A 23,392-nucleotide genomic window follows, 5' to 3' on the forward strand; every position below is an offset into this window, starting at 1 on the left:
AGCGGATGAGGGATTTCAGGACGAGCGACAGGGATGTCGCGAAGAGGCAGGGTCGCGCCAGGGATGGCGCGTCCTGCCGGTCCGTGAGAAATCCGGAAGAAGCGAAGGGACCGCGAAGCGGCGGTGAGGCAGGCCGGAGCGCGGGGTCAAGGGGGCGCGGCGACTGGCGCCCCCTTGTCGGTCGCCTGCAGAGGCGAAACTGAAACTGCCCGGTTTGCCCGGCGAACGAAACCCTCTCATAGCCCGTTTGCTGCAAGCTCTCCCAGCGCCCCCACCACGCAACGAACACCACTCAAGCCCGCCCTGCCAGGCCAATCTTCTCACCGCATTCACGCAACGAACAACCCCACCCCTTTATTCCCTAAAGTCATAAAGCCAAATTTTTTAGTATTTCCCGTTATCAATAATAGTTCTTACCATCACAGAATCAGATTATGTAAAGGGAGGTAAATACCGTGAATTTCCAGCAGCTTAAAATTATCCGCGAGGCGGCCCGCTGTGAATTTAATTTAACGGAAGTCGCTAACACGCTCTTTACCTCCCAGTCGGGTGTGAGTCGGCACATCCGGGATCTGGAAGATGAACTTGGCGTGGAGATCTTTATCCGCCGCGGTAAACGTCTGCTGGGGATGACCGAGCCGGGTAAAGCATTGCTGACCATTGCCGAACGCATCCTGGATGAGGCGGGCAAAGTCCGCCGCCTGGCCGATGTGTTTACCAATGAAACCAGCGGTATCCTCACGATCGCCACCACCCATACTCAGGCGCGCTACAGCCTGCCGAAGATCATCAAAGCGTTTCGCCAGCTCTATCCGAATGTCCGGCTGGAACTCAATCAGGGCTCCCCGCAGGAGATTGTATCGATGCTGTTGGCGGGGGAGGCGGATGTCGGCATCGCCAGTGAGATGCTGGTCAACAACAGCAGCCTGGCGGCCTTTCCCTGGTTCAGCTGGCACCACGCCTTACTGGTGCCGAAAGGGCATGAGCTGGTGCAGAACCAGCCCGTTTCGCTGAGCACCCTCAGCCGCCATCCCCTTATTACCTACCGGCAGGGCATTACCGGCCGTTCCCGGGTGGATCGCGCCTTCCAGAGCGCCGGTCTGAAACCGGACATCGTACTCAGCGCTCAGGACTCCGACGTGGTGAAAACCTACGTTAAGCTCGGATTAGGCGTCGGGATTCTGGCCGACCAGGCGTGTGAAACCGAAGAGAGTGAAGAGCTGGTGCGCATTGATGCTACTCATCTGTTCGATGCCAGTACCGTCTGGCTAGGCCTGAAGCGCGGTCAGCTGCAACGCAACTATGTCTGGCAGTTCCTGGAACTCTGCAACGCCAACCTGTCACTGGAGGAGATCAAGCGTCAGGCGCTCTCGTACAGCAGCGATGACGAGCCGGTTATCGACTTCCAGATTTAATCACTCCGCGCATCCGGCAGGATGCGCCGGGTTTCCCCCACGGCATAAAATTTCGAAAGCCTGCTTAAAACCTCTTCGCCAGCCTCTCTCTCACCCTGAAACAACATCCTGCACTCACCGGGCGCGATAAAGTGGAAGCAGCTCACTACAGGGGGATGTTATGTCGCAACTTCAACTCAACGACAGCGATCTGCTGCGCCAGCAGGCGCTGTTTGCCGGATGCTGGCAGGATGCGCAGCAGGGGGCCACGCTGCCGGTTACCAATCCCGCCACGGGTGAAACGCTGGCGACGATCCCGGCTCTGGGATACGCCGAAACGGAGCAGGCCATTGCTTATGCAGAAACGGTACGCATCAGCTGGGGCAGGACGCCCAATGCCAGCCGCGCCGCGCTGCTGGAGAAGTGGCATCAGCTGATTATTGAGAATGCCGATGACCTGGCAATCATCATGACCGCCGAACAGGGTAAACCGCTGGCAGAAGCCAGAGGGGAAGTGCTGTACGGGGCCAGCTTTGTGAAATGGTTCGCCGAAGAGGCGCGCCGCATTTATGGCGATACCATTCCCGCGCCCAGCGAGGACCGCCGCATTCTGGTGCTGAAACAGCCGGTCGGTGTGGCCGCTGCGATTACGCCGTGGAATTTCCCGATTGCGATGATCACCCGCAAAGTAGCGCCTGCGCTGGCGGCTGGCTGTCCGATCATCGTTAAACCTTCAGAACTGACGCCGCTCTCCGCGCTGGCGCTGGCCGTGCTGGCAGAGCGCGCCGGTTTCCCGTCCGGGGTTTTGCAGGTATTAACCGGCCTGCCCACGGAGATTGGCGCGGCCCTGACCGGGAGCCGCACGGTGCGCAAAATCTCCTTTACCGGCTCTACCCGGATCGGGCAGTTACTGATGCAGCAGAGTGCCGACAGCATCAAACGCCTGAGTCTGGAGCTGGGCGGAAACGCACCGCTGATTGTCTTTGAGGATGCCGATATCGAGGTTGCGGTGGCCGGGGTCATGCTCAGCAAATTTCGCAACGCCGGACAGACCTGCGTCTGCGCCAACCGTATTCTGGTGCAGCGCAGCATCTATGCGCGCTTTACCGCACGACTGCTGGAGGCGGTCGCCACCCTGAACGTCGGCGATGGTTTTGCGCCTGACAGCACCATCGGCCCGCTGATCAATGAGCGCGCGGTGGAAAAAGTGAATGGTCATATTGATGATGCGCTGAGCCAGGGCGCAACCCTGCTGACCGGCGGCATCAGCCAGGGCAACGGTACTTTTGTACAGCCTACGGTTCTGGGGGAGGTGACCGACTCGATGCGCATCGCTCATGAGGAGACCTTTGGCCCGGTCGCGCCGCTGTTTATTTTTGACAGTGAAGAGGAGGCGATCGCCATGGCGAATAACACGCCCTATGGTCTGGGGGCCTACTTCTTTACCGAAAACATCCGGCGGGCGTGGCGGGTCGCGGAAGCGCTGGAGTTCGGGATGGTCGGCTTCAATACCGGTGCGATCTCCCTGGAAGTGGCTCCCTTTGGCGGGGTGAAACTCTCCGGCATTGGCCGGGAAGGATCACGTTACGGCATTGACGAATATCTGGAACAAAAAACGTTTCATATCGGCAGTCTGTGAATAAAGAGTAATTAAACGCCAGTCGGGTCATCCGGCTGGCGTTTTTTTTTTGGTGGCTATTCCGGATAATTTTTTTCGGCGTCAACGTATCGGGTTTAAAACATAAGAAATGATCCGGGATGTGAAGCGCGTCAGTAAACCGGCGGCGCAGGCTTCAGTTAATCACCCGCCTTGCCCGGAATATCCGCTTTGGTGCAATTTCCGTGCAGGCTGCACCAGCAGAGCGCAGGATTTTTGTGAAGTAAATCATCTGTTTAATTGTTCGGCAATTCCGCAAAAAATCATCCGGCAATACGGCAGAAAATTTTTTTGCGCTGTTTTAAACGCATTTTTATTTTTTGCCCGACTGGCATACTTTCTGCATTAGCTTATTACCCGCGCAGAAATCGGCGGCTGAAAAAACGAATTAACCAGCAACTGATGGGTGTAACAAATAAGGAATTATTCCATGTTAAGTTTCGACCCTGAAAACGTTTCTCTTCCGGCTGGCCATTATATTGGCGGCCAGCACGTGCAAGGCCAGGGCGCCCTGTCTGAGGTTAAACGCCCCTCAGACGGCCGGGTCTATGCGCAGCTACGGGACGCCACGCCAGAAGATGTCGATCACGCCGTGACCGTGGCGCATCAGGCGCTGAAAACCAGCGGCTGGTCAGGCTGCGCGCCACGCGAACGTGGCCGGGTTCTGCGCCGCTGGGCAGATCTGATTGAGCAGGATCCCCTGCTGGCCCAGCTGGAAGCGCTGGGGTCGACCCGACCCATCAGCGACGTGGTGCAGCACGAAATCCCTTTCACGGCCGAAGCGATTCGCTTCTATGCCGAATGCGCCGACAAATACAGCGGCGATCTCTTTCCCACCCGCGACAGTAGCCTCGGCATGCTGATCGCTGAACCCTATGGCGTGATCGGCGCGATTACCCCGTGGAATTTCCCGTTGTCGATGGCGTCGTGGAAATGCGGTCCGGCGCTGGCGGCGGGCAATGCAGTGGTGCTCAAGCCGTCTGAACTGACGCCGTTCTCCACCGTGCGCATGGCCGAACTGGCGATTCAGGCGGGCTTACCGGCCGGGGTACTGAACATCGTGCAGGGCAGTGGGGCAGTCACCGGCAGTGCGCTGGTGAAACACCCGCTGGTGCGCAAAGTCTCGTTTACCGGCTCGACGCAGACCGGTGCACGCATCATGAGCGACGCGGCACAGTTCGGCATGAAACCGGTCACGCTGGAGCTGGGCGGCAAAAGTCCGCAGCTGGTCTTTGATGATGCAGGCGACAGTGAGGTGCTGGCCCAGCGCATTCTGCGCGGCTTCACCGCTAACGGCGGTCAGGCCTGTGTGGCGGGCACCCGCCTGATTGTGCAGCGCAACATCGCCGAACCGCTGGTTGAGCGGCTGGCGCAGCTCTGCCGGGAAGTGAAACCGGGCGTCACCTGGCAGGAGAGCAGCCGCTACGCACCGCTGATTGATGCGCGCCAGGGCAACAAAGTCAGCTCGGTCATTGAGGCGGCGAAAGCGCAGGGCGCCGAGGTGATTGTCGGCGGCGCGCGTTTTGCCGACACCGACGAGGGCTGGTTCTGGCAGCCTACGCTGCTCAGCCACGTCACCCAGGATAACCCGGCGGTGCAGCAGGAGATCTTTGGCCCGGTGCTGACGGTGCAGACCTTTGATGATGAAGAGCAGGGACTGGCGATGGCGGCACATGCGATCTACGGCCTTTGTGCCGGGGTGCACACGCTGAGCCTGCCGCGTGCGCTGCGCGCCATGCGTGCCATTGACGCCGGCACCGTCTGGATCAACCGCTACGGCCGCTCCGGCGACTTCATCATCCCCACCGGCGGCTTTCTCGGCTCCGGCATTGGTAAAGATTTAGGGCGTCAGGCATTTCAGGCCTGCCAGCGCCAGAAGAGCGTTCTTATCGATTTCTAAGCACAACTGACGACTATGAGGGTGTGACATGGCTCTGTTTAAACCGAAATTTATCACGTTCGACTGTTACGGCACGCTGATTCGCTTCGATATGGCCGGCGCCGCGCAGCGCTGTTTCAGCGACCGCGTCGACCCGGCCGACATGGACGCCTTTACCCGGGACTTTTCAGCCTACCGGCTGGATGAAGTGCTGGGCGCATGGAAACCCTACTACGACGTGGTCAGCAATGCGATTCAGCGCACCTGCAAAAAATGGGGCGTTCGCTGGGAGAAAGCCGACAGCGACTTTATCTACACCGACTGCGCGAGCTGGGGCCCGCATCCCGACGTGCCGGCCGGTCTGGCGAAAGTCGCCGAAGCGTTTCCGCTCGTGCTGCTCACCAACTCAATGAAAGATCTGATCCCGCATCATATTCCGCGTCTGGGCGCGCCCATTCACATGACCATTACGGCGGAAGAGGCGGGTGCCTACAAACCGCAGATGAAGGGCTTCGAGTACATGCTGGATAAGCTCGGCTGCGGCCCGGAGGAGATCCTGCACGTCTCCTCCAGTTTCCGCTATGACCTGATGACCGCACACGATCTCGGCATCAAAAACAAAGTCTGGGTCAATCGCGGCCATGAGCCGGCAAACCCCTACTACGGGTACACCGAAATCAACGACATCGGCGGCCTGCCTGGCGTCGTCGGACTCTGAGGAACCCCCATGAAACTGGAATCGTTCTGGCAGGCCACGGCTCCCGCCTTTACCGGTGCCGCTCGCGAACCGCTGCCAGCCCACGCTGACGTGGTGGTGATCGGCGGCGGCTTCACCGGCGTCTCGGCGGCGCTCAGCCTGGCGCGCAGCGGGATCAGCGTTGTGCTGCTGGAGAGTGGCGAGGTCATGAGCCAGGCGTCGGCGCGCAACGGTGGCCACTGCAACACCGGTGTGGCGCAGAACTTCGCCGCGCTGGTGGCCAGTCAGGGCCTGGAGCAGGCCAGCCGCTTCTACCGGGCGTTTGACGATGCCGTGAGCTATGTCCGGCAACTGATCCAGGACGAAGCGATCGACTGCGACTTCCGGCTGTGCGGCAAGCTTAAGCTCGCCAGCAAAGCGTCACACATGGCCGGGTTGCGGGAGGCTTATGAACTGATGCGCCGCACCGTTGACCCGGAGATCGCCCTGCTCGACAAAACGGCGGTGCGTGACGAGATCGCCAGCGATGACTTTCACGGTGGCCTGCTGCAGCAGCGTGGCGGTCAGATGCACATGGGCAAGTTTGGAGTTGGTCTGGCCGAAGCGGCCGCCCGCAGCGGCGCAAAAATTTTCCCCCATCACGCCGTGACGAAATTAGAGCGGCTGAAGGGATATCAGCACCGGGTCCACACCGCGCAGGGCTCGCTGCTGGCGGATAAGGTGCTGATGGCGACCGGCTGCTCCAACGTCGGTCCCTTTCCCTGGTTTCAGCGCCGCATCGTGCCGGTCGGCAGCTTTATTGTGGTGACGGAAGCGCTGGACCCGGCGCTGCTGCAACAGGTGCTGCCGCAGGACCGCACCTACGTCACCTCCCTGAATATTGGCAACTACTTCCGCACCACCGCCGATCGCCGGCTGGTGTTTGGCGGGCGCGCCCGGTTTGCGGTCAGCAATCCCACCTCGGACTCCCGCAGTGGCGAGATCCTGCGCCGGGCGATGACGCAGATGCTGCCCCAGCTCGGCCAGGCGCAGGTGGACTACTGCTGGGGCGGCATGGTCGATATGACGGCCGACCGTCTGCCTCACGCCGGTGAACAGGATGGCGTTTTCTACTCGCTGGGCTACAGCGGTCACGGCACCCAGATGTCGGTCTGGATGGGGCGGGTCATGGCCGACCTGCTGGCTGAAAAAGCGACGGACAATCCCTGGCAGCGTGAGACATGGCCCGCGCTGCCCGGTTATCACGGTAAGCCATGGTTTTTACCGCTCGCAGGACTCTATTACAAAGCAAAGGATCGCCTTTCATAACCCCCGTCGGAGGCTGGCTGCCAGGTTGCCAGCACCGTCAGAAAATGATCCCCGGTTCGCCTGACTATTGAGGGTACAGAGATGAGTAAATTTGATAATAACGACGCTGATGCGGTAAATCCGGCACTGACGCGCATGATCACCGAAGGCACACTGTCACGCCGCAGCCTGATGAAAATCCTCTCCGCGGGTGCGGTGATGAGCAGCGGCCTGATCGGTTTTTCCGGGGCAGCACAGGCGGACGATAAGCCCGTGAAGGGCGGTAAACTGCGCGCGGCGATGTCGAATGCGTCGGCCACCGACACGCTCGACCCGGCCAAAAGTAACAACAGCGCCGACTATACCCGCCAGTTTATGTTTTACAGCGGCCTGACCGAGCTGGATAAAAATCTGATGGTGCAACCGGCCCTGGCGGAATCGGTGGAGTCGGGCGATGGCGTCACCTGGCATATTAAGCTGCGCAAGGGCGTGACCTTCCATGACGGCAAACCGCTGACCGCCAAAGATGTCATCTACTCACTCAGCCGCCACAAAGATCCGGCTATCGCCTCCATCGCTTTCAAGCTGGCCGACCAGTTCAAAACCTTCACCGCGGTCAGTGACAATGAGGTGCTGCTGGAGCTGAACAGCGCCAACTTCGATGTCCCTTACATGCTGGCCACGCCGCCGTTTTTAATCGTGCAGGATGGCACCAAAGATTTCAGCAAAGGGATCGGCACCGGGCCGTTCATCTGCAAAGCCTTTATGCCCGGCGTGCGCGCCATCGGCACGAAAAATCCCAACTACTACAAGCCTGGCCTGCCGCACCTGGATGAGGTGGAGCTGATAGGCGTCACCGACGGTGCCGCGCGCGTCAATGCGCTGATGTCGGGCGATCTGCAGATCGTCGCGGCCATGACCGCCGCCGACTGCAAGCGCATCAAAGCCAGCAGCGACTTCGGCGTGCTGGAGAGCAAATCGGGGATGTACACCAACCTGATTATTCGCACCGACGTGAAGCCGGGAAGCAACGAAGATTTTGTGCTGGCGATGAAATATCTCCAGCCGCGCGAAATGCTGGTGAAAACCGTCCTGCAGGGCTACGGCGACGTCAGTAATGACACCCCGGTGCCACCGTGGCATCCGCTCTACAATGCCGACCTGAAACCGCGCCCGCTGGATGTGGAAAAGGCGAAATTCCACATCAAAAAAGCCGGGATGGCCGGGTCAACGGTGGAGATCGTAACCACGCCCAACATTGAAGGGGCAACCGAAGGCGGTCAGATGATCCAGCAGATTGCGCGCGGGGCCGGGCTCAACATCAAAGTGCGACGTGTGCCGTATGACGGCTACTGGTCGTCGCACTGGACTAAAGATCCCGTGGGATATGGCTCGATAAACCCGCGTCCGACGCTCGACATGCTCTTCTCACAGTTTTATCTCTCTACCGCGCCGAGCAACGAATCGGGCTGGAAAAATCCGCAGTTTGACCAGCTGGTCGTGGCGGCACGGGGGGAACGCGATCAGGCGAAACGCAAGCAGATGTATGGCGACATGCAGACGCTGATCTATGACCACTGCGGCACCCTTATCCCGACCTTTATCAGCTCCACCGATGGCTACAGCAAAAAGGTCAAAGGGGTGGAAGCCTGGCCGTCGGGCATGATGATGGGGTATCGCTTCCATGAGTTTGCCTGGCTGACCGCCTGATCCGGAACCTGAGTAAGGAGAACGCCGATGAACCGATATATGCTGTTCCTGATTGCCCGGCGAACCGGTGCCGGCATCCTGACGTTGCTTATCGTCTCGGCGGTGGTGTTTTTCATCACCAGCCTGCTGCCAGGTGACGCGGCGCAGATGATCCTCGGGCAGAACGCCACGCCGGAGACGGTGGCGGCGTTAAGGCAGCAGCTGGGGCTGGATCAGCCTTTGCTGATGCGTTACGTCCACTGGCTGACAGGCATGCTGCAGGGCGATTTCGGCACCTCGTTTGCCAGCCATCTGCCGGTCGCACAGCTGGTGGCCCAGCGCATTCCGGCGACGTTTGAACTGGCGGGTATTACCACGCTGATCTGCGTGCCGCTGGCGCTGCTCATCGGCATCATCGCGGCGATGAATCGCGGGTCACGGCTCGATCGGGCGCTGGTTATCGGCACTATGGCGACGGTCGCCGTCCCGGAGTTTCTGGTGGCGACGGTTGCGGTGCTGATTTTTGCCGTCAGGCTGCACTGGGTGTCGGCGATGTCGTTCGGCAGCCCGGACAGCGACCTGCTGAGTTACCTCAAAGCCTATGCGCTGCCGGTGCTGACGCTCTGCTGTGTGCTGGTGGCGCAGATGGCCCGGATGACGCGGGCGGCGATCATCAATCAGCTCGACAGCCCCTATCTGGAGATGGCGCGGCTGAAAGGGGTGTCACCGCTCAGAGCCGTGCTGCGTCACGCCCTGCCTAACGCGGTTGGCCCGATTGCCAACGCGATTTCACTCAGCCTCTCCTATCTGTTTGGCGGGGTGATCATCATCGAAACCATCTTCAGCTATCCCGGTCTGGCCAGTCAGCTGGTGGATGCCGTCAGCAACCGCGATCTGCCGGTGGTGCAGCTCTGCGTCATGCTGTTCGCCGCCTGCTATCTGGTGCTGCTGCTGCTGGCCGACATCCTGACTATCGCCTTTAACCCGAAATGGAGAAGCGCATGAATACTCTTCTGCTGCCCTGGCGTTTCTTACAGTCACTCTCCTGGTCTGGCCGGATGGGACTGCTGATCTCCCTGTTCTGGCTGCTGATGGCGCTGTTCGGCACCGCGCTGGCCCCGCACAGCATCGACGATATCGGCGGCGGGCCGCTGATGGGCGGGCTGACGGCGGACAACCTGCTGGGCACCGACTATCTCGGCCGCGACATGCTGAGCCGCATTCTCTATGGCGCGAAGTTCTCAATCGGCCTGGCGCTGAGCGCGGCGCTGCTGGCCAGCCTAGTCGGCACGCTGCTGGCGCTGCTGGCGGCGGTCACGGGACGCTGGCTGGAGGAGTTACTGGGCCGTATCAACGATGCGCTGCTGGTGCTGCCGGGAAAAGTGCTGTCGCTGATGATCGTCGCCGTCTTTGGCTCGTCGCTGCCAATGCTGATCCTGACGGCGGTCTTTACCTACTGGCCGGGCGCATTCCGTATCGCCTTTGCCATGGCCAGCTCGCTGCGCAGCATGGACTACGTCCGCGCCTCACGGCTGCGGGGCGAAAGCCGCTGGCATATCGCCATTCACGACATATTGCCCAACATGGTGCACCCGATGCTGACCGACTTTGGCCTGCGCTTTGTTTACATCGTGCTGCTGCTCAGCGGCCTGAGCTTTCTCGGCCTGGGCGTGCAGCCACCTTATGCCGACTGGGGCACGCTGGTGCGTGAAAACATGCAGGGGCTGTTTGACGGCTCACCGGCGGTGCTGATGCCCGCGCTGGCCATTGCCAGCCTGACCATTGGTGCCAACCTGTTTATCGACAGCCTGCAGGCGATGCGTCCGCTGACGCTGGCGAAGGAGGAAGCATGAACGTGACACCCCATACGGCCATGCCGGTGATTTCGGTCGATAAACTGCGCGTCACCGCGCAGACCGATCGCGGCGAAGAGATCGACCTGGTTTCCGACATTCATTTTACCGTGCAGAAGGGCGAGGTGCTGGCGCTGATTGGCGAGTCCGGCTCGGGTAAAACCACCATCGCGATGGCTCTGATGGGCTACGCCCGCAGCGGCTGCCGGATTGCCGGGGGCAATATTCACGTCGCCGGCACCGACGTCAGCAGCCTGACGCCAGGCCAGCTGCGCGCCTTTCGCGGTAATAAAGTGGCTTATATCGCTCAGAGCGCCGCCGCGTCGTTTAATCCGGGTATGAAAATTCTCGATCAGGTGATTGAGCCGGTGGTCATTCACGGCACCCTGACCCGCAAAGCGGCGCGGGAAAAAGCGATTGGCCTGTTCCGTGAGCTGGCGCTGCCCAATCCGGAGAGCATCGGTGACCGCTATCCGCATCAGGTGTCGGGCGGTCAGCTGCAGCGTCTGATGACGGCGATGGCGCTGATTGGCGACCCGGACGTGGTGATTCTGGATGAACCCACCACCGCACTGGATGTGACTACCCAGGTCGAGGTGCTGAAAGCCTTTCGCCGGGTGGTGGTGCAGCGCGGCGTCACCGCCATTTACGTCAGTCACGATCTGGCCGTCGTGGCGCAGATGGCCGATCGGATTCTGGTGCTGCTGCGCGGCAAAATGGCGGAATATGGCACGACCGCACATCTGATTGGCGCGCCACAGGCGGAGTACACCCGCCTGCTGATGGATGCGGCGCGCCAGAAAGAGCGGCCCAGCAGCTGGTGTCCCGCGGCGGCCGATATTCAGCCGCTGCTGGAAGTGCGCGATCTCTGCGCCGGTTATGGCCCGCGCGACAGGGAGGGCCACCCGAAGGTGCGCATCCTGGAAGACGTCAACCTCAGGCTATGGAAAGGGCAGGCGATTGGCATTATCGGGGAGTCCGGCTCGGGCAAAACCACGCTGGCGCACGCCATCGCCGGGCTTAACGCCCCGAGTCACGGCCACATCCTGTTTAACGGTCACTATATCGCGGGCGATATGCAGAAACGCCCTGACAACGAGCTGCGACGCATTCAGTATGTGTTCCAGATGGCGGATACCGCCCTGAATCCGGCTCACAGCGTTGAGCGCATTCTGTCGCGTCCGCTGACGCTGTTTCATGGTCTGAGCGGTGCGGCCCGTCAGCAGCGGCTCAATCAGCTGCTGGATCTGGTGCAGCTGCCGCGCAGCGTGCTGGGACGGCGTCCCTGGGCGCTGTCGGGCGGCCAGAAGCAGCGCGTTAATCTGGCGCGCGCGCTGGCGGCTGAGCCCGATCTGATTCTGTGTGATGAGGTTACCTCGGCGCTGGACACCGTGGTGGCGGCCGCCGTGCTCGACCTGATCAGTGAACTGCGCCGGGAGCTGGGCCTCTCCGTGATCTTCATCAGCCACGACATGCATGCGGTGCGCGCCGTGTGCGACGAGATTGTGGTGATGAAAAGCGGGCGCATCGTGACCCAGCTGGCCCGCAGCGACTACGACAAGCCCACCAGCGAACTCTACTTTGAGCGGCTGAAACGCGCTGTGCCGGAGCTGCGTCAGGGCTGGCTGGATGAGCATGAAGAGATTTTGAAAGCAGAGTAGGTGGCCGCTGGCGTCATGGCGTGCTCCTTTTCATTTACAACAGAGGTCGTTTTGTTATGCCTGCACCGATTCGTTATGTACAGGACAGTACGGACTTTCCCGACGCCGCCGATGTGGTGGTGATTGGCGCCGGTATTGCCGGGGCCGCCGCCACCTGGGAACTGGCGAAGCAGGGCGTTAAGGTTGTGCTGATCGAAAAAGGCCTGGTGGGGGCCGAGCAGTCGAGCCGCAACTGGGGCTGGTGTCGTCAGCAGAACCGCGATGAGCGGGAGCTGCCGCTGATCATCTATGCCCTGCAACGCTGGGGGGAGCTGAACGCGGAAACCGGCGAAGAGCTGGGATTCCGTCGCAGCGGGCTGGTTTACGCCACGCGGGAAGAGTCAGACATCGCCGCCTGGGATGCGTGGATCCAGATGGCTAAGGGGTATGGCGTCAACAGCTCGATTCTTACCGCTGAGCAGGCAAAAGCGATGACGCCCGGCAGTACCACCGCCTGGCGGGGCGGCCTCTCAGCGCCAACGGACGGCCATGCGGAACCCCGCCTGGCGGCGCCGGGCCTGGTGGCGGGCGCGATGAAAAAAGGTGCGCTGCTGTTTCAGCAGTGTGCGGTGCGCGGGCTGGATATCGCCGCGGGTCAGGTCAGCGGCGTCTGGACCGAACGCGGGCTGATCAAAACCAGCCGGGTGATCTGTGCCGCCGGGGCCTGGACATCCATGTTCTGCCGTCGTCACGGCATCGATCTGCCGCTGGGCAATGTCATCGGCACGGCTTTCCGCACGCAGCCGATAGAGCAGGCGATTGCGATGCCGCTCTATACGCCGGGCTTCGCCTGCCGCCCGCAGATGGACGGCAGCTATACCGTCTCGGTGTCGGGGCGCGGACGGCTGGAGCCGGGTGCGCAGGGGCTGCGTTATGCGCGCCAGTTCTATCCGACTTTTAAAAGCCGCCGCAAGAATCTTACCCTCAACCTTGGCCTGTCGCCCTTTTTCAACGGCCCCGAAGCGATGGGGCGCTGGGCCTTTGATCGCCCGTCGCCGTTTGAGCGGGTGCGTATCCTCGATCCGGCGGCAGACAGCCGAATCGTGGAAGAGGGGCTGGCCGCGATGCGCCGCGAATATCCGGCGCTGGCGAATCTCAGGCTGGCCCAGGCGTGGGGCGGCATGATCGACAGCACGCCGGACGCCATTCCGGTGATCTCCACCGTGGCGAAACTGCCGGGGCTGGTGCTCTCGGCGGGCTACAGCGCGCACGGTTTTGGCATCGGGCCGGGTGCCGGACGCCTGGCTGCCGATCTGGCAACCGGGGCCACCCCGATTGTCGACCCTGCCCCTTATCGCTACAGCCGTCTGGTTGACGGCAGCGGATTAGACACCCCAGGCATGATGTAAGGAGAACGCAATGAGCCTGACACTACGCGCAATGACGCCAGATGATATTGAACAGTGCTACCGCATGACGCAGGCGCTGAAGTGGCCCCACCGACGCGAAGACTGGCAGCTGGCGCTGCAGCTGGGCGAAGGCACGGCGATTGAAGAGCAGGGCAGAGTGATTGGCAGCGCCGTGCTCTGGCGCTGGGGCGAACACGCCGCCACGCTGGGACTGGTGATTGTGGATAATCAGCAGCAGGGGCGGGGCCTCGGCAAACAGCTGATGCTGGCGCAGCTGGAAAAAGTCCCCGACGGCAACGTGCGGCTGCACGCCACCGAAATGGGCAAAGGGTTGTATGAAAAGCTCGGCTTTGTCAGCTGCGGCGAGATCCGCCAGCACCAGACCCGTGCACTGGCGTCACTGCCGGACGTGGTGATCCCGGCCGGGCTGCATCTGCGACCGGCGACCCCGGCAGATCACGCCGCGCTGGTGAAGCTGGATCAGCAGGCGCACGGCATGCATCGTCCGGCGCTGTTCGACCATCTGCTGGGCGACTGTGAGACCCTGCTGTTACAGGACGATCAGCAGCAGATTCAGGGGTTCGCCAGCCTGCGCCGGTTTGGGCACGGCTGGGCGATTGGGCCGGTGATCGCCGCGAAGCTGCCGGTGGCACAGGCGCTGGTGGCAACCCTGATGCAGCCACTGCAGGACCAGTTTCTGCGCATTGATACCGACGCCAGCCTGCCGCTGGCCAGCTGGCTCAACACCCTCGGGCTGGATCAGGTGGATGCGCCGACCACGATGGTGCGGGGCACCCCCTGGACGCCGCAGGGGATGCAGGCCTTTGGCTTAATGACCCAGGCGATGGCCTGATGCATATCGTCTATAAATCGGAACCGGAGCGGGGACGGATCTGGCAGCGCTGGCTGGCGGAGCATGCCCCCGACATTCAGCTGCATATCTGGCCGGAGACCGGCGATCCGGCAGAGGTTGAGGCGCTGGTAGCCTGGCAGCCCCCCGCCGATATTCCGGCGCTGTTTCCCCGGCTGAAACTGCTGTTTTCTGTCGGCGCCGGAGCCGATCAGTTTGACTTCAGCGCGCTGCCGCCCGATCTGCCGGTCATACGAATGATTGAGCCGGGCCTGATGCAGGGCATGGTGGAATATGTCACCTTCGCGGTGCTCGGGCTGCATCGTGACATGCCACGCTATCTTCATCAGCAACGCCAGCAGCAGTGGCAGCCGCATCAGGTGAAGCCAGCGGCTCAGCGGCGGGTGGGCATGATGGGGCTGGGCGAACTCGGTCAGGCTGCGCTGCAGCAACTGGTCGCACTGGGTTTTGACTGCGCTGGCTGGAGCCGCACACCGCGCCACGTGCCCGGCGTGCGCTGCTGGCACGGTGCCGGAGAGCTGGCGGACTTTCTGGCGCACAGCGAGATTCTGGTCTGTCTGCTGCCGCTGACCGACACCACCCAGGGTCTGCTTAATCACACCCTGTTTACGCAGATGCCGCAGGGTGCGGCACTGGTGCAGGCCGGGCGCGGTCAGCAGCTTAATCATGACGATTTGCTGCAGGCGCTGGCGAGCGGCCAGCTCCGCGCCGCCGTGATTGATGTCACCGACCCGGAGCCGTTACCGCCGGGCCATCCCTTCTGGCACCATCCCGCCGTGTGGCTGACGCCGCACATTGCCAGCCAGACACAGAATGAGAGCGCCATTGCGGCGCTGCTGGAGAACCTGCGCCGTTATCAGCGTGGTGAGCCGCTGCACGGTCTGGTCGACCGCTCACGAGGATATTGAGATGGAACATTTAGTGGCACTGCGCCGTGAACTGCATGCGCACCCGGAACTCGGTTTTCAGGAGCACCGCACCAGCGACAGGGTGGCGAACTTTCTGCAACAGCTGGGAATTGAGGTGCATCGTGGCATCGGGCAGACCGGCGTGGTCGGCATTCTGAAAAAGGGTAACAGCGAGCGGATGATTGGCCTGCGCGCCGATATGGATGCCCTGCCGATGCAGGATCAGAGCGGCACCGCCTGGCAGAGCAGCGTGACGCAGGTCAGTCACGCCTGCGGCCACGACGGTCACACCGTGATGCTGCTGGGTGCGGCAGAAAAACTGGCGCACGACGTCAGTTTTGACGGTACCGTCTGCTTCATTTTCCAGCCCGCCGAAGAGGGGCTGGCGGGCGCGAAGGCGATGATCGACGACGGGCTGTTCAGCCGCTTTCCCTGTGAGGCGGTCTACGCCATTCACAACTGGCCGGAACTGCCGCTGGGTCAGGTGCAGACCCGGCCCGGCCCGATCATGGCGGCGGCAGACCGCTTCGATATCCGGGTGCTGGGCGGGGGAGGCCATGCCGCGCAGCCCCACCTGACCCGCGATACCCTGCTGGCGACCAGCGAGCTGGTGGTTCAGCTGAATACCCTGGTCTCACGCGCGCTCGACCCCTGTGAAACGGCGCTGCTCACTGTGACCCGGATGGAGGGCGGCTTTTCCCACAACATGATCCCGGCGGAGGCGAACATCACCGGTACGGTGCGCACCTTCAGCCCGACGGCACAGGCGACGATTGAAGCGCGGCTGCGTCAGATGGCGGAACATGTCACCGCCGCGCACGGCCTGCATGCCGAGGTGCGCTATCTGCGCTACTACCCGGCAACCCTGAACAGCCCGGATGAGGCGCAGTTCTGCCTGCAGGCGCTGACACAGGCGGGCATCGCCGCTGAGATCGCGCCGCAGCCCGCGCTCACCTCCGAAGATTTCGCCTTTATGCTGCAGGCGCGGCCCGGTGCCTATCTCTGGCTGGGATCTGCGCCCTGCAGGCCGTTACATCACGCCGCCTACGACTTTAACGATGCGCTGATCCCGCATGGCGTTAACGTGTTTGTCACCCTGATTCGTCAGGCGCTGGCAGAGAAATTTCCCTGCTGAAAGCAGCGGGATTTTGACAGGAAATGCCGCTGCCTGCGGAATTACGGCAGCGTCGGAAACCAACAGGTTGCGATACTTGAGCCAACCGAACGTTACGTGGATGAGGGTTTAAAATGCAGAATGTCATGGCAGAGCAGCAAGCATACTCCGATAACAACCTGTTACTGGATGCACGTGAGCAGAACGTGCCGCGTGGCGTCGTCACCGCGCATCCGCTGGTGATCGAGCGCGCCAGAGGCAGTGAAGTATGGGACGTTGAGGGCAATCGCTATCTCGACTTTGTCGGCGGCATCGGCGTGCTCAATGTCGGTCACAACCACCCGGCGGTGGTCAACGCCGTGACCCGCCAGCTCGGTCTGGTCTCGCACGCCTGTTTTCAGGTGGTGGCTTATCCGGGCTACATCGCGTTAGCGGAGCGGCTGAACCGGCTGGTAGGCGGAGACGAAGCCTACAAGAGCGTCTTTTTCACCAGCGGCGCCGAAGCGGTAGAAAACGCGGTGAAGATTGCCCGCGCGCACACGCAGCGCCCCGGCATCATCGCCTTTGACGGTGCATTTCATGGCCGCACGCTGCTGGGTGTCACCCTGACCGGCATGTCCGCCCCTTATAAACAGAACTTTGGCCCGTTCCCTGGCGAGATTTACCGGCTGCCTTTCCCCAATCCGCTGCACGGCATTACGGAGGCGGATTGCCTCAAGGCGCTGGAGCAGCTGTTCGCGGTACAGATCCTGCCTGAGCGGGTGGCGGCGATCATTATCGAGCCGGTACAGGGCGACGGGGGCTTCCTGCCTGCAGGCCCGGCCTTTATGCAGGCGCTGCGCCGCATTACCAGCCAGCACGGCATTCTGCTGATTTGTGATGAAGTGCAGTCCGGCTTCGGACGAACCGGCACCATGTTCGCGTTCCAGCAGCTGGGCATTAAACCGGATTTGATCACGCTGGCGAAAAGCCTGGGCGGCGGCCTGCCGATTTCCGGTGTGGTGGGACGGGCGGAGATCATGGACGCGCCAGCGCCGGGCGGACTGGGCGGCACCTACGGCGGCAATGCGCTGGGGTGTGCGGCGGCGCTGGCGGTGCTGGATCTGTTTGAGCAGGAGAACCTGCTACAGCGTTCCTGCCAGCTCGGTGAACAGCTCAATGCCCGGCTGCGGCAGCTGGCGGATAAATATGCCTGCATCGGTGATGTGCGCGGCGTGGGCTTTATGCAGGCGGTGGAAATCCTCGATTTCGAAACCGGCCGCCCGGATGCGGCCCTGACGCAGAAGATCCTCGACAGCGCCTGTCAGGAAGGACTGCTGCTGATCAAGTGTGGTCTGCACCGTAATACTATCCGTTTCCTGGCCCCGCTGGTGACGACCGACTCCCAGCTGGAAGAGGCGCTGCATATCTTCGATATTGCGCTGGCGCGTGCCACAGGCCGTCTGGGTTAAACTGCGATTCCTCATTGATTTTATTGAAGTAATTTAAAAACCTCCTGCTGGTATAACCACTGCGAAGCGCTGGCGCATTTACCGTAAAGCGTGATATATCTTCCGGAGGTTCTGAACATTTGCTTAAGCGCCTGGCCCGTCAGGCCAGGTTATTGCCAGCCTGCAATACTGACGCCTGATGGGCCAGGCTCTGACAATGAGGGGTGCTATGAACGGCTTAATGAAACTCGACCGCATCGACATCAACATTCTGGTGCAACTCCAGAAAGATGGCCGTATCAGCAACGTTAACCTCGCCGACGCAGTAGGCCTTTCCCCCAGCCCCTGTCTGCAACGGGTCAAACGTCTGGAACAGGCTGGTTTTATTACCGGTTATGAAGCCCACATCAATCTCACCCGCATTACCGATTCTGTGACGGTCTTTACCGAAGTCACGCTGTCGGGCCATCGCCGCGAAGATTTTATGAAGTTTGAAACGGCGATGCGCAGTGTCGATGAGCTGATGGAGTGCCATCTGATCACCGGCGGCTACGACTATCTGCTGCGCTTTATTACCCGCAGCATTGAACATTACCAGGAAGTGATTGAGAAGATGCTGGATGCGCAGATCGGCATCGACAAATATTTCAGCTATATCGTGATTAAATCGCCCATCATGAAAAGCAGCGTGCCGTTGCGTTCACTTATCGACAAGCAGAATTCTGTCGAACTCGGGGCGTAGTGACCAGAGCCGGGGGCCGATCCTCTGCGCTTTTTACGGCAGAGGGTCACTATCTCCATTCACCGCACCCGGCGCAGACCGCGCTCCGGGGGCTGTGCAGACCTGCACGCTTTACCCGGATTTTTCCCTTACCCGCTCGTTCACTCTGCATCATGCATCGGCCTGACTCCCCTCAGCATAAAATTTCTTCCCGGCGCAAAATTCAGTCGCTGCATCCGGTTTCAGGGCGCGCTTCAGCCTCACCCGATCAGCGAACCCCCTTAGACTGTTTTTAACCGTTATCAGGAGTTGTTATGAGCTCATTACTGATTGCTGACCAGCAGTGGCAGCGCGATGCGTTCACCGTCTCCACCGACCGTCAGCGGCTCGACCTGGCGTGGATTCACCACCAGCTGGCGGAGAAGTCCTACTGGGCACAGGGCCAGCCGCGCGAGAAAACCCTGCGGGCGATCGCCGGTTCGCTGCCGTTTGGCCTCTATCACCAGCAGGCGCAGATTGGCTTCGCCCGTCTTATCACCGATTACACCCGCTTTGGCTGGCTGTGCGACGTCATCATTGACGAAAACTGGCGTGGACACGGACTGGGCAGCTGGCTGGCGACCTGCGTCCGTGATCATCCGGAGCTGCAAACGGTGCATCGCTGGATGCTGTCGACCCAGGATGCGCATCAGGTCTACCAGCGTCTCGGCTGGCGTGTGGTGCAACACCCCGGGACGCTGATGGAATTTCCCCCTCCCTGACTCAGGAGTTAACCCGAGATGCGATACCGCGTAGGCGTGGATATTGGCGGATCCTTTACCGATTTTGCCGTGCTCGATCAGCAAACGAACCAGATTCATACCCTGAAAGTCCTGTCGCGCCCGGATCAGCCCGGCAGTGAAATCACCACCGGGCTGGCGCAGTTTCAGCAGCGTCAGGGGATCGACCCCGCGGAGATTGGCTACTTTACCCACGGCACCACGGTCGGCATCAACGCGGTGATCCAGCGGCGTGGCGTGCGGCTGGCGCTGTTCGCCACCGAGGGCTTCTGCGATGTGCTGGAGCTGGCCCGGCTGAAAATTCCCCATATTCATGACCTCTTTTCGCGGCGTCCTGCACCGCTGATCTCGCGCGACCGGGTTTTTGCCATCCGTGAACGCATGGACGCGCAGGGCAGGGTACTCCAGCCGGTGGACCGCCAGAGCGTACTCGACGCTATCGCGCAGGCGCGCGCTGCGGGCTGCCAGGGCATCGTGGTCTCCCTGCTGCACAGCTATCGCAACCGGCACAATGAAGCGGCCGTGAAAGCGATTATCAATGAGGAGGCACCCGAGCTGCTGACCTCCTGTTCTGCCGACATCTGGCCCATTATCCGCGAATATGAACGCACCATTACCGCGACCATCAACGCCTACGTGCAGCCGATGGTGATCCACTACCTCGAATCCTTTGAGCAGGCGCTGCAGCGGCTCGGCGTGCAGCCGCCGCCGCGCATCACCAAATCGAACGGTGGCGTCATGGGCGTCGACCAGGCGAAACGTGAATGTGTGCAGATGGTTCTCTCCGGCACCGCATCCGGGGTCATCGGGGCCAGCTATCTCGCCAGCGCCTGTGGGTTCGGCAACATTCTCAGCCTCGATATCGGCGGCACCAGTGCTGACGTGGCGGTGATCATCGACGGCAACGTGGCGCAGGGCAACGGTGAAATCATCGGGGATTTCCCGATCTACATTCCCTCCGTTGCCGTTACCTCGGTGGGTCAGGGCGGCGGCTCGCTGGCGTGGATTGACGGGCAGGGCGTGCTGCAGATGGGCCCGGACAGTGCCGGATCGCTGCCGGGCCCGGTCTGCTTCGGGCGTGGCGGCACGCAGCCGACCGCCACCGACGCCTTTGCCGCCTGCGGCATGATGGGGCACGGCGCGCTGGGCTATAACGCTGTCGCCGTCGATGTCGCGGCCGCCTGTGCCGCCTGGCAGCCGCTGGCCGATGCCCTCGGCCTGACGGTGCAGGAGACCGCGCAAAACGCCATTGAGCTGGCCATCTCCGGTATGTACAGCGACACCAGCGGCCTGCTGTCACGGTTCGGCCTCGATCCGCGTGAATTCTGGTTCCTCGCCTTTGGCGGTGCCGGGCCGATGATGGGCTGTTTCCTGGCCCGTGAACTCAACCTGAAAGGGGTGATTGTGCCGCCGACGCCCGGGGTGCTGTCGGCGCTGGGCGGGCTGGTGGCTGACATCCGTAATGACTTTATCCGCACCCTCTACAGCGATCTGACTCCCGCCCTGGCCGACACCCTGGCCACGGAAGCGCAGGCATTGCAGCAGCGCGCCTGCGACTGGCTGGCTGAGGAGCACGGCAGCGCGATGCCTTACAGCCTGCAGTTCAGCGCCGATATGCGCTATCAGGGACAGTCGTTTGAGATCGACGTGCCGCTGGAGGCAGGCTGGCTGACGCAGGCCGATTTTACGGCGCTGCATGACGCTTTCGATCGCCAGCATCAGCAGCTGTTTGGTCACTGTGATCCGCAGGCCCCGGTGCAGCTGATTAACCTGCGGCTGGTGATCTCCTCACCGACGCCGAAACCGGTTATTGCCGCGCTGGCCCCGGCGACGGAACCGGTGCCGGTGCTGAAGCAGACGGAAGCGTGGATTGACGGGGCCTGGCATCAGGTTGATCTGGTGCTGCGGTCCGGGCTGCGCGCCGGCCATCAGCTCAGCGGCCCGGCCATCATTGCTCAGGATGACTGCACCACCTGTGTGCCGCCCGGCATGGGCGTCACGGTCGACACTTTTGGCAACCTGCTGATTACGGCGAACGAGGCATAACATGGCGATTGACGGACGTAACTTACAGATCCTGGCGAACTACTGCGCTGCCGCCGCCGATGCGATGGCCTTTACGCTGATGCGCACTGCGCACTCCACCTTCGTTAAGGAGACGGAAGATTTCTCCTGCCAGATTGTCAGCCGCAGCGGGCTGGCGTTTGCCTCCCCCCGCAGTTTTGGTGCGCCCTGGTACAGTGGCATCGACTATGCGCCGGTGCTGGCGCTGATAGAGGAGTATGCCGAGGGGGATATCTGCATCACCAACGACGCCTACGCCGGAAACGTCGCGACCCACTCCCCCGATATCCACATCTGGAAACCGGTGTTCCACCAGGGCGAGATTGTCTGTTTCGTGGTGGGACATATTCACAACACCGATGTCGGCGGGGCCGTGCCCGCCTCGCTGTCGCGTTCGCTGACCGACATTGTGCAGGAGGGGATTCGCATCCCGCCGCTGAAGATCATGCGACAGGGTCAGCTCAACGAAGAGGTCGCCAGCATCATGCGGCTCAACGTGCGGGTGCCGGACCAGAACTGGGGTGACTTCAAGGCACAGCTGGCCTCGGTCAACGTGGGCGAGCGGAAAATTCACGACATTATTGCCCGCTTTGGCATCGACGATTTCCTGCAGGGCATTGAAGGTATTCTGGATTACGCCGAGGCGCAGGCGCGCACGATCATCGCGACCATTCCCGACGGTGAATACTTTTATGCCGACTACGCCGATGAGGATGGCGAGGGGGGCTATCCCTGCCGTATCGCCGTCACGCTGCGGGTGCAGGGCGATCGGCTGGAGCTGGATTACACCGGCAGCGACCCGCAGCTGGCCTCGTCGCTGAACATGCCCACCGGCGGACGGGAGCGACATCCGCTGGCGCTGGTCGGCGTCACCTATGTGCTCTCCACGCTGGATCGCTCCCTGTTGCTTAACGCGGGCACGCTGCGGCCCACCCGCGCCATTCTGCCGCCGGGCACGGTCATGAACTGCGAGGCGCCCGCTGCGGTAGGCATGCGCTCGCTGACCTGTGCGCTGTCGCAGATTGCCACCGTCGGCGTCTTCTCACTGGCGATGCCCGACCGTCTGCCCGCCAACTCGCCCGGCGGCAACTCGATCATGAATATCCGCACCCAGACGCACAACCGCAGCGTGGTGGCCTCGCTGGGCCCGGTGGGCGGCGGTGCGGGCGGCACCCCGCGTCACGATGGCCCTGACGGCTCCGGCGGTCTTTCCGCCTTCCTGAAAAACACCCCGATTGAGATTAACGAGGCGGAAGTCCCCATCCGTTTTCACCGCTACGGCCTGGCGCAGGACAGTGCCGGGGCGGGTCTCTATCGCGGCGGCCTGGCGACAGAGATGGCGTTCGAGATCTTCTCGCCCAACACCACGATTACCGCGCGCAACCGCAACCGCTCGGTCTTCGCCTCGGCGGGGGTGGTGGGCGGACAAAGCGGGGCACTCTCCCACTTCCAGACCCGGCGCAACGGCGAGGTCATCCCGCACGGCAACACCGATGTGATCCACTGCCAGCCGGGGGATGTGGTCGAAGTCCGCGGGCCGGGTGCCGGGGGCTACGGGCTGCCGTCACAGCGCGATGCGGAGGCGGTCCTGCAGGATGTGCGCTGCGGTTACCTCAGCCTAGACGCCGCCAGGGCGCAGTATGGCGTGGTAGTGGTGAATAACCGCGTGGATCGGGTCGCGACTGAGCAACTGCGTGCTGTCATGCCGCAGCGGGTCACGCACCATTTTCAGCATGGCGAGGCGCGTCAGCGCTTTGAAAAACTCTGGACACCGCAGCGCTATCAGTCACTGACCACCTTTCTTGCCGCCGCGCCGGTCAGCTGGCGTCACTTCCTGAAAACCCAGGTTTTTCGGGCGGTCGCAGAGGCAGGCGAAACGGCGGACATGGCACAGATATTCAGTGATTTGCGTCAGCGCTACCCGGCTATGGCGAACAATTAACGGCGATGGCGCATCGTCGACTACGCTTTAAGTCTGCATGGACTACAAGGGGAACCGC

18 protein-coding genes are annotated in these 23,392 nt (G+C 61.8%); all 18 read left to right on the forward strand.

The window, feature by feature from the left end; all coding sequences use genetic code 11:
• Positions 1-455: 455 nt before the first annotated feature.
• The 18 genes from cbl to F3I47_RS18615 all read left to right on the forward strand — a co-directional run bounded on the left by cbl (position 456) and on the right by F3I47_RS18615 (position 23,334).
• Entirely contained in the window at positions 456-1,415 is a 960-nt protein-coding gene (cbl, locus tag F3I47_RS18530) for an HTH-type transcriptional regulator Cbl (protein WP_009089396.1), read from the forward strand.
• Positions 1,416-1,575: 160 nt separating this feature from the next.
• Positions 1,576-3,033 carry an NAD-dependent succinate-semialdehyde dehydrogenase gene (locus F3I47_RS18535; RefSeq protein ID WP_150029755.1) on the forward strand — a complete coding sequence of 486 codons (1,458 nt, stop codon included), beginning with the start codon at positions 1,576-1,578 and terminating at the stop codon, positions 3,031-3,033.
• 448 nt (positions 3,034-3,481) lie between these two features.
• A complete protein-coding gene (locus F3I47_RS18540; RefSeq protein WP_150029756.1) occupies positions 3,482-4,951 on the forward strand; it encodes an aldehyde dehydrogenase in 1,470 nt (489 codons plus the stop codon).
• Positions 4,952-4,979: 28 nt separating this feature from the next.
• Positions 4,980-5,648: a haloacid dehalogenase type II gene (locus tag F3I47_RS18545; RefSeq protein ID WP_046102145.1), complete on the forward strand. Its 669-nt coding sequence runs from the start codon at positions 4,980-4,982 to the stop codon at positions 5,646-5,648.
• A 9-nt stretch (positions 5,649-5,657) separates the two neighbouring features.
• Positions 5,658-6,935, forward strand: coding sequence for an FAD-binding oxidoreductase (locus tag F3I47_RS18550; RefSeq protein WP_150029758.1), 1,278 nt, complete (start codon positions 5,658-5,660; stop codon positions 6,933-6,935).
• A gap of 81 nt (positions 6,936-7,016) precedes the next feature.
• The gene (locus F3I47_RS18555) at positions 7,017-8,624 is read left to right on the forward strand and encodes an ABC transporter substrate-binding protein (protein ID WP_150029759.1); all 1,608 of its coding nucleotides are present in this window, start codon (positions 7,017-7,019) and stop codon (positions 8,622-8,624) included.
• 27 nt (positions 8,625-8,651) lie between these two features.
• Positions 8,652-9,608: an ABC transporter permease gene (locus F3I47_RS18560; RefSeq protein WP_046102143.1), complete on the forward strand. Its 957-nt coding sequence runs from the start codon at positions 8,652-8,654 to the stop codon at positions 9,606-9,608.
• A complete protein-coding gene (locus tag F3I47_RS18565) occupies positions 9,605-10,456 on the forward strand; it encodes an ABC transporter permease (protein ID WP_150029760.1) in 852 nt (283 codons plus the stop codon). The genes F3I47_RS18560 and F3I47_RS18565 overlap by 4 nt, the downstream gene beginning before the upstream one ends.
• Complete coding sequence (locus F3I47_RS18570; protein WP_009089411.1) at positions 10,453-12,117, forward strand: ABC transporter ATP-binding protein; 1,665 nt, start codon at positions 10,453-10,455, stop codon at positions 12,115-12,117. The genes F3I47_RS18565 and F3I47_RS18570 overlap by 4 nt, the downstream gene beginning before the upstream one ends.
• Positions 12,118-12,173: 56 nt before the next feature.
• On the forward strand, positions 12,174-13,505 hold the full coding sequence (locus tag F3I47_RS18575) for an FAD-binding oxidoreductase (RefSeq protein WP_150029761.1): 1,332 nt from the start codon (positions 12,174-12,176) through the stop codon (positions 13,503-13,505).
• Positions 13,506-13,515: 10 nt separating this feature from the next.
• A complete protein-coding gene (locus F3I47_RS18580) occupies positions 13,516-14,358 on the forward strand; it encodes a GNAT family N-acetyltransferase (protein ID WP_150029762.1) in 843 nt (280 codons plus the stop codon).
• Positions 14,358-15,284, forward strand: coding sequence for a glyoxylate/hydroxypyruvate reductase A (locus F3I47_RS18585; RefSeq protein WP_150029763.1), 927 nt, complete (start codon positions 14,358-14,360; stop codon positions 15,282-15,284). The genes F3I47_RS18580 and F3I47_RS18585 overlap by 1 nt, the downstream gene beginning before the upstream one ends.
• 1 nt (position 15,285) lies before the next feature.
• Positions 15,286-16,419, forward strand: coding sequence for a M20 aminoacylase family protein (locus F3I47_RS18590; RefSeq protein WP_150029764.1), 1,134 nt, complete (start codon positions 15,286-15,288; stop codon positions 16,417-16,419).
• A 113-nt stretch (positions 16,420-16,532) separates the two neighbouring features.
• A complete protein-coding gene (gene gabT, locus F3I47_RS18595) occupies positions 16,533-17,849 on the forward strand; it encodes a 4-aminobutyrate--2-oxoglutarate transaminase (protein ID WP_009089421.1) in 1,317 nt (438 codons plus the stop codon).
• A 208-nt stretch (positions 17,850-18,057) separates the two neighbouring features.
• Positions 18,058-18,570 (forward strand): Lrp/AsnC family transcriptional regulator, encoded by a 513-nt coding sequence (locus tag F3I47_RS18600; protein WP_009089422.1) that lies wholly within the window; start codon positions 18,058-18,060, stop codon positions 18,568-18,570.
• A gap of 293 nt (positions 18,571-18,863) precedes the next feature.
• Positions 18,864-19,310, forward strand: coding sequence for a GNAT family N-acetyltransferase (locus F3I47_RS18605; RefSeq protein ID WP_009089424.1), 447 nt, complete (start codon positions 18,864-18,866; stop codon positions 19,308-19,310).
• An 18-nt stretch (positions 19,311-19,328) separates the two neighbouring features.
• On the forward strand, positions 19,329-21,374 hold the full coding sequence (locus tag F3I47_RS18610) for a hydantoinase/oxoprolinase family protein (RefSeq protein WP_150029765.1): 2,046 nt from the start codon (positions 19,329-19,331) through the stop codon (positions 21,372-21,374).
• Position 21,375: 1 nt separating this feature from the next.
• Complete coding sequence (locus F3I47_RS18615) at positions 21,376-23,334, forward strand: hydantoinase B/oxoprolinase family protein (RefSeq protein WP_150029766.1); 1,959 nt, start codon at positions 21,376-21,378, stop codon at positions 23,332-23,334.
• Positions 23,335-23,392 lie beyond the last annotated feature (58 nt).

It is taken from the genome of Pantoea sp. M_10 (genome assembly GCF_008631515.1).
In the GTDB taxonomy this organism is placed as follows: domain Bacteria; phylum Pseudomonadota; class Gammaproteobacteria; order Enterobacterales; family Enterobacteriaceae; genus Pantoea; species Pantoea anthophila.

Excerpts from the sequence above, each read along its gene's own strand:
- F3I47_RS18535 (WP_150029755.1), top strand. The coding sequence starts at position 1,576 with ATGTCGCAACTTCAACTCAACGACAGCGATCTGCTGCGCCAGCAGGCG.
- F3I47_RS18540 (WP_150029756.1), top strand. The coding sequence starts at position 3,482 with ATGTTAAGTTTCGACCCTGAAAACGTTTCTCTTCCGGCTGGCCATTAT.
- F3I47_RS18545 (WP_046102145.1), top strand. The coding sequence starts at position 4,980 with ATGGCTCTGTTTAAACCGAAATTTATCACGTTCGACTGTTACGGCACG.
- F3I47_RS18550 (WP_150029758.1), top strand. The coding sequence starts at position 5,658 with ATGAAACTGGAATCGTTCTGGCAGGCCACGGCTCCCGCCTTTACCGGT.
- F3I47_RS18555 (WP_150029759.1), top strand. The coding sequence starts at position 7,017 with ATGAGTAAATTTGATAATAACGACGCTGATGCGGTAAATCCGGCACTG.
- F3I47_RS18560 (WP_046102143.1), top strand. The coding sequence starts at position 8,652 with ATGAACCGATATATGCTGTTCCTGATTGCCCGGCGAACCGGTGCCGGC.
- F3I47_RS18565 (WP_150029760.1), top strand. The coding sequence starts at position 9,605 with ATGAATACTCTTCTGCTGCCCTGGCGTTTCTTACAGTCACTCTCCTGG.
- F3I47_RS18570 (WP_009089411.1), top strand. The coding sequence starts at position 10,453 with ATGAACGTGACACCCCATACGGCCATGCCGGTGATTTCGGTCGATAAA.
- F3I47_RS18575 (WP_150029761.1), top strand. The coding sequence starts at position 12,174 with ATGCCTGCACCGATTCGTTATGTACAGGACAGTACGGACTTTCCCGAC.
- F3I47_RS18580 (WP_150029762.1), top strand. The coding sequence starts at position 13,516 with ATGAGCCTGACACTACGCGCAATGACGCCAGATGATATTGAACAGTGC.
- F3I47_RS18585 (WP_150029763.1), top strand. The coding sequence starts at position 14,358 with ATGCATATCGTCTATAAATCGGAACCGGAGCGGGGACGGATCTGGCAG.
- F3I47_RS18590 (WP_150029764.1), top strand. The coding sequence starts at position 15,286 with ATGGAACATTTAGTGGCACTGCGCCGTGAACTGCATGCGCACCCGGAA.
- gabT (WP_009089421.1), top strand. The coding sequence starts at position 16,533 with ATGCAGAATGTCATGGCAGAGCAGCAAGCATACTCCGATAACAACCTG.
- F3I47_RS18600 (WP_009089422.1), top strand. The coding sequence starts at position 18,058 with ATGAACGGCTTAATGAAACTCGACCGCATCGACATCAACATTCTGGTG.
- F3I47_RS18605 (WP_009089424.1), top strand. The coding sequence starts at position 18,864 with ATGAGCTCATTACTGATTGCTGACCAGCAGTGGCAGCGCGATGCGTTC.
- F3I47_RS18610 (WP_150029765.1), top strand. The coding sequence starts at position 19,329 with ATGCGATACCGCGTAGGCGTGGATATTGGCGGATCCTTTACCGATTTT.
- F3I47_RS18615 (WP_150029766.1), top strand. The coding sequence starts at position 21,376 with ATGGCGATTGACGGACGTAACTTACAGATCCTGGCGAACTACTGCGCT.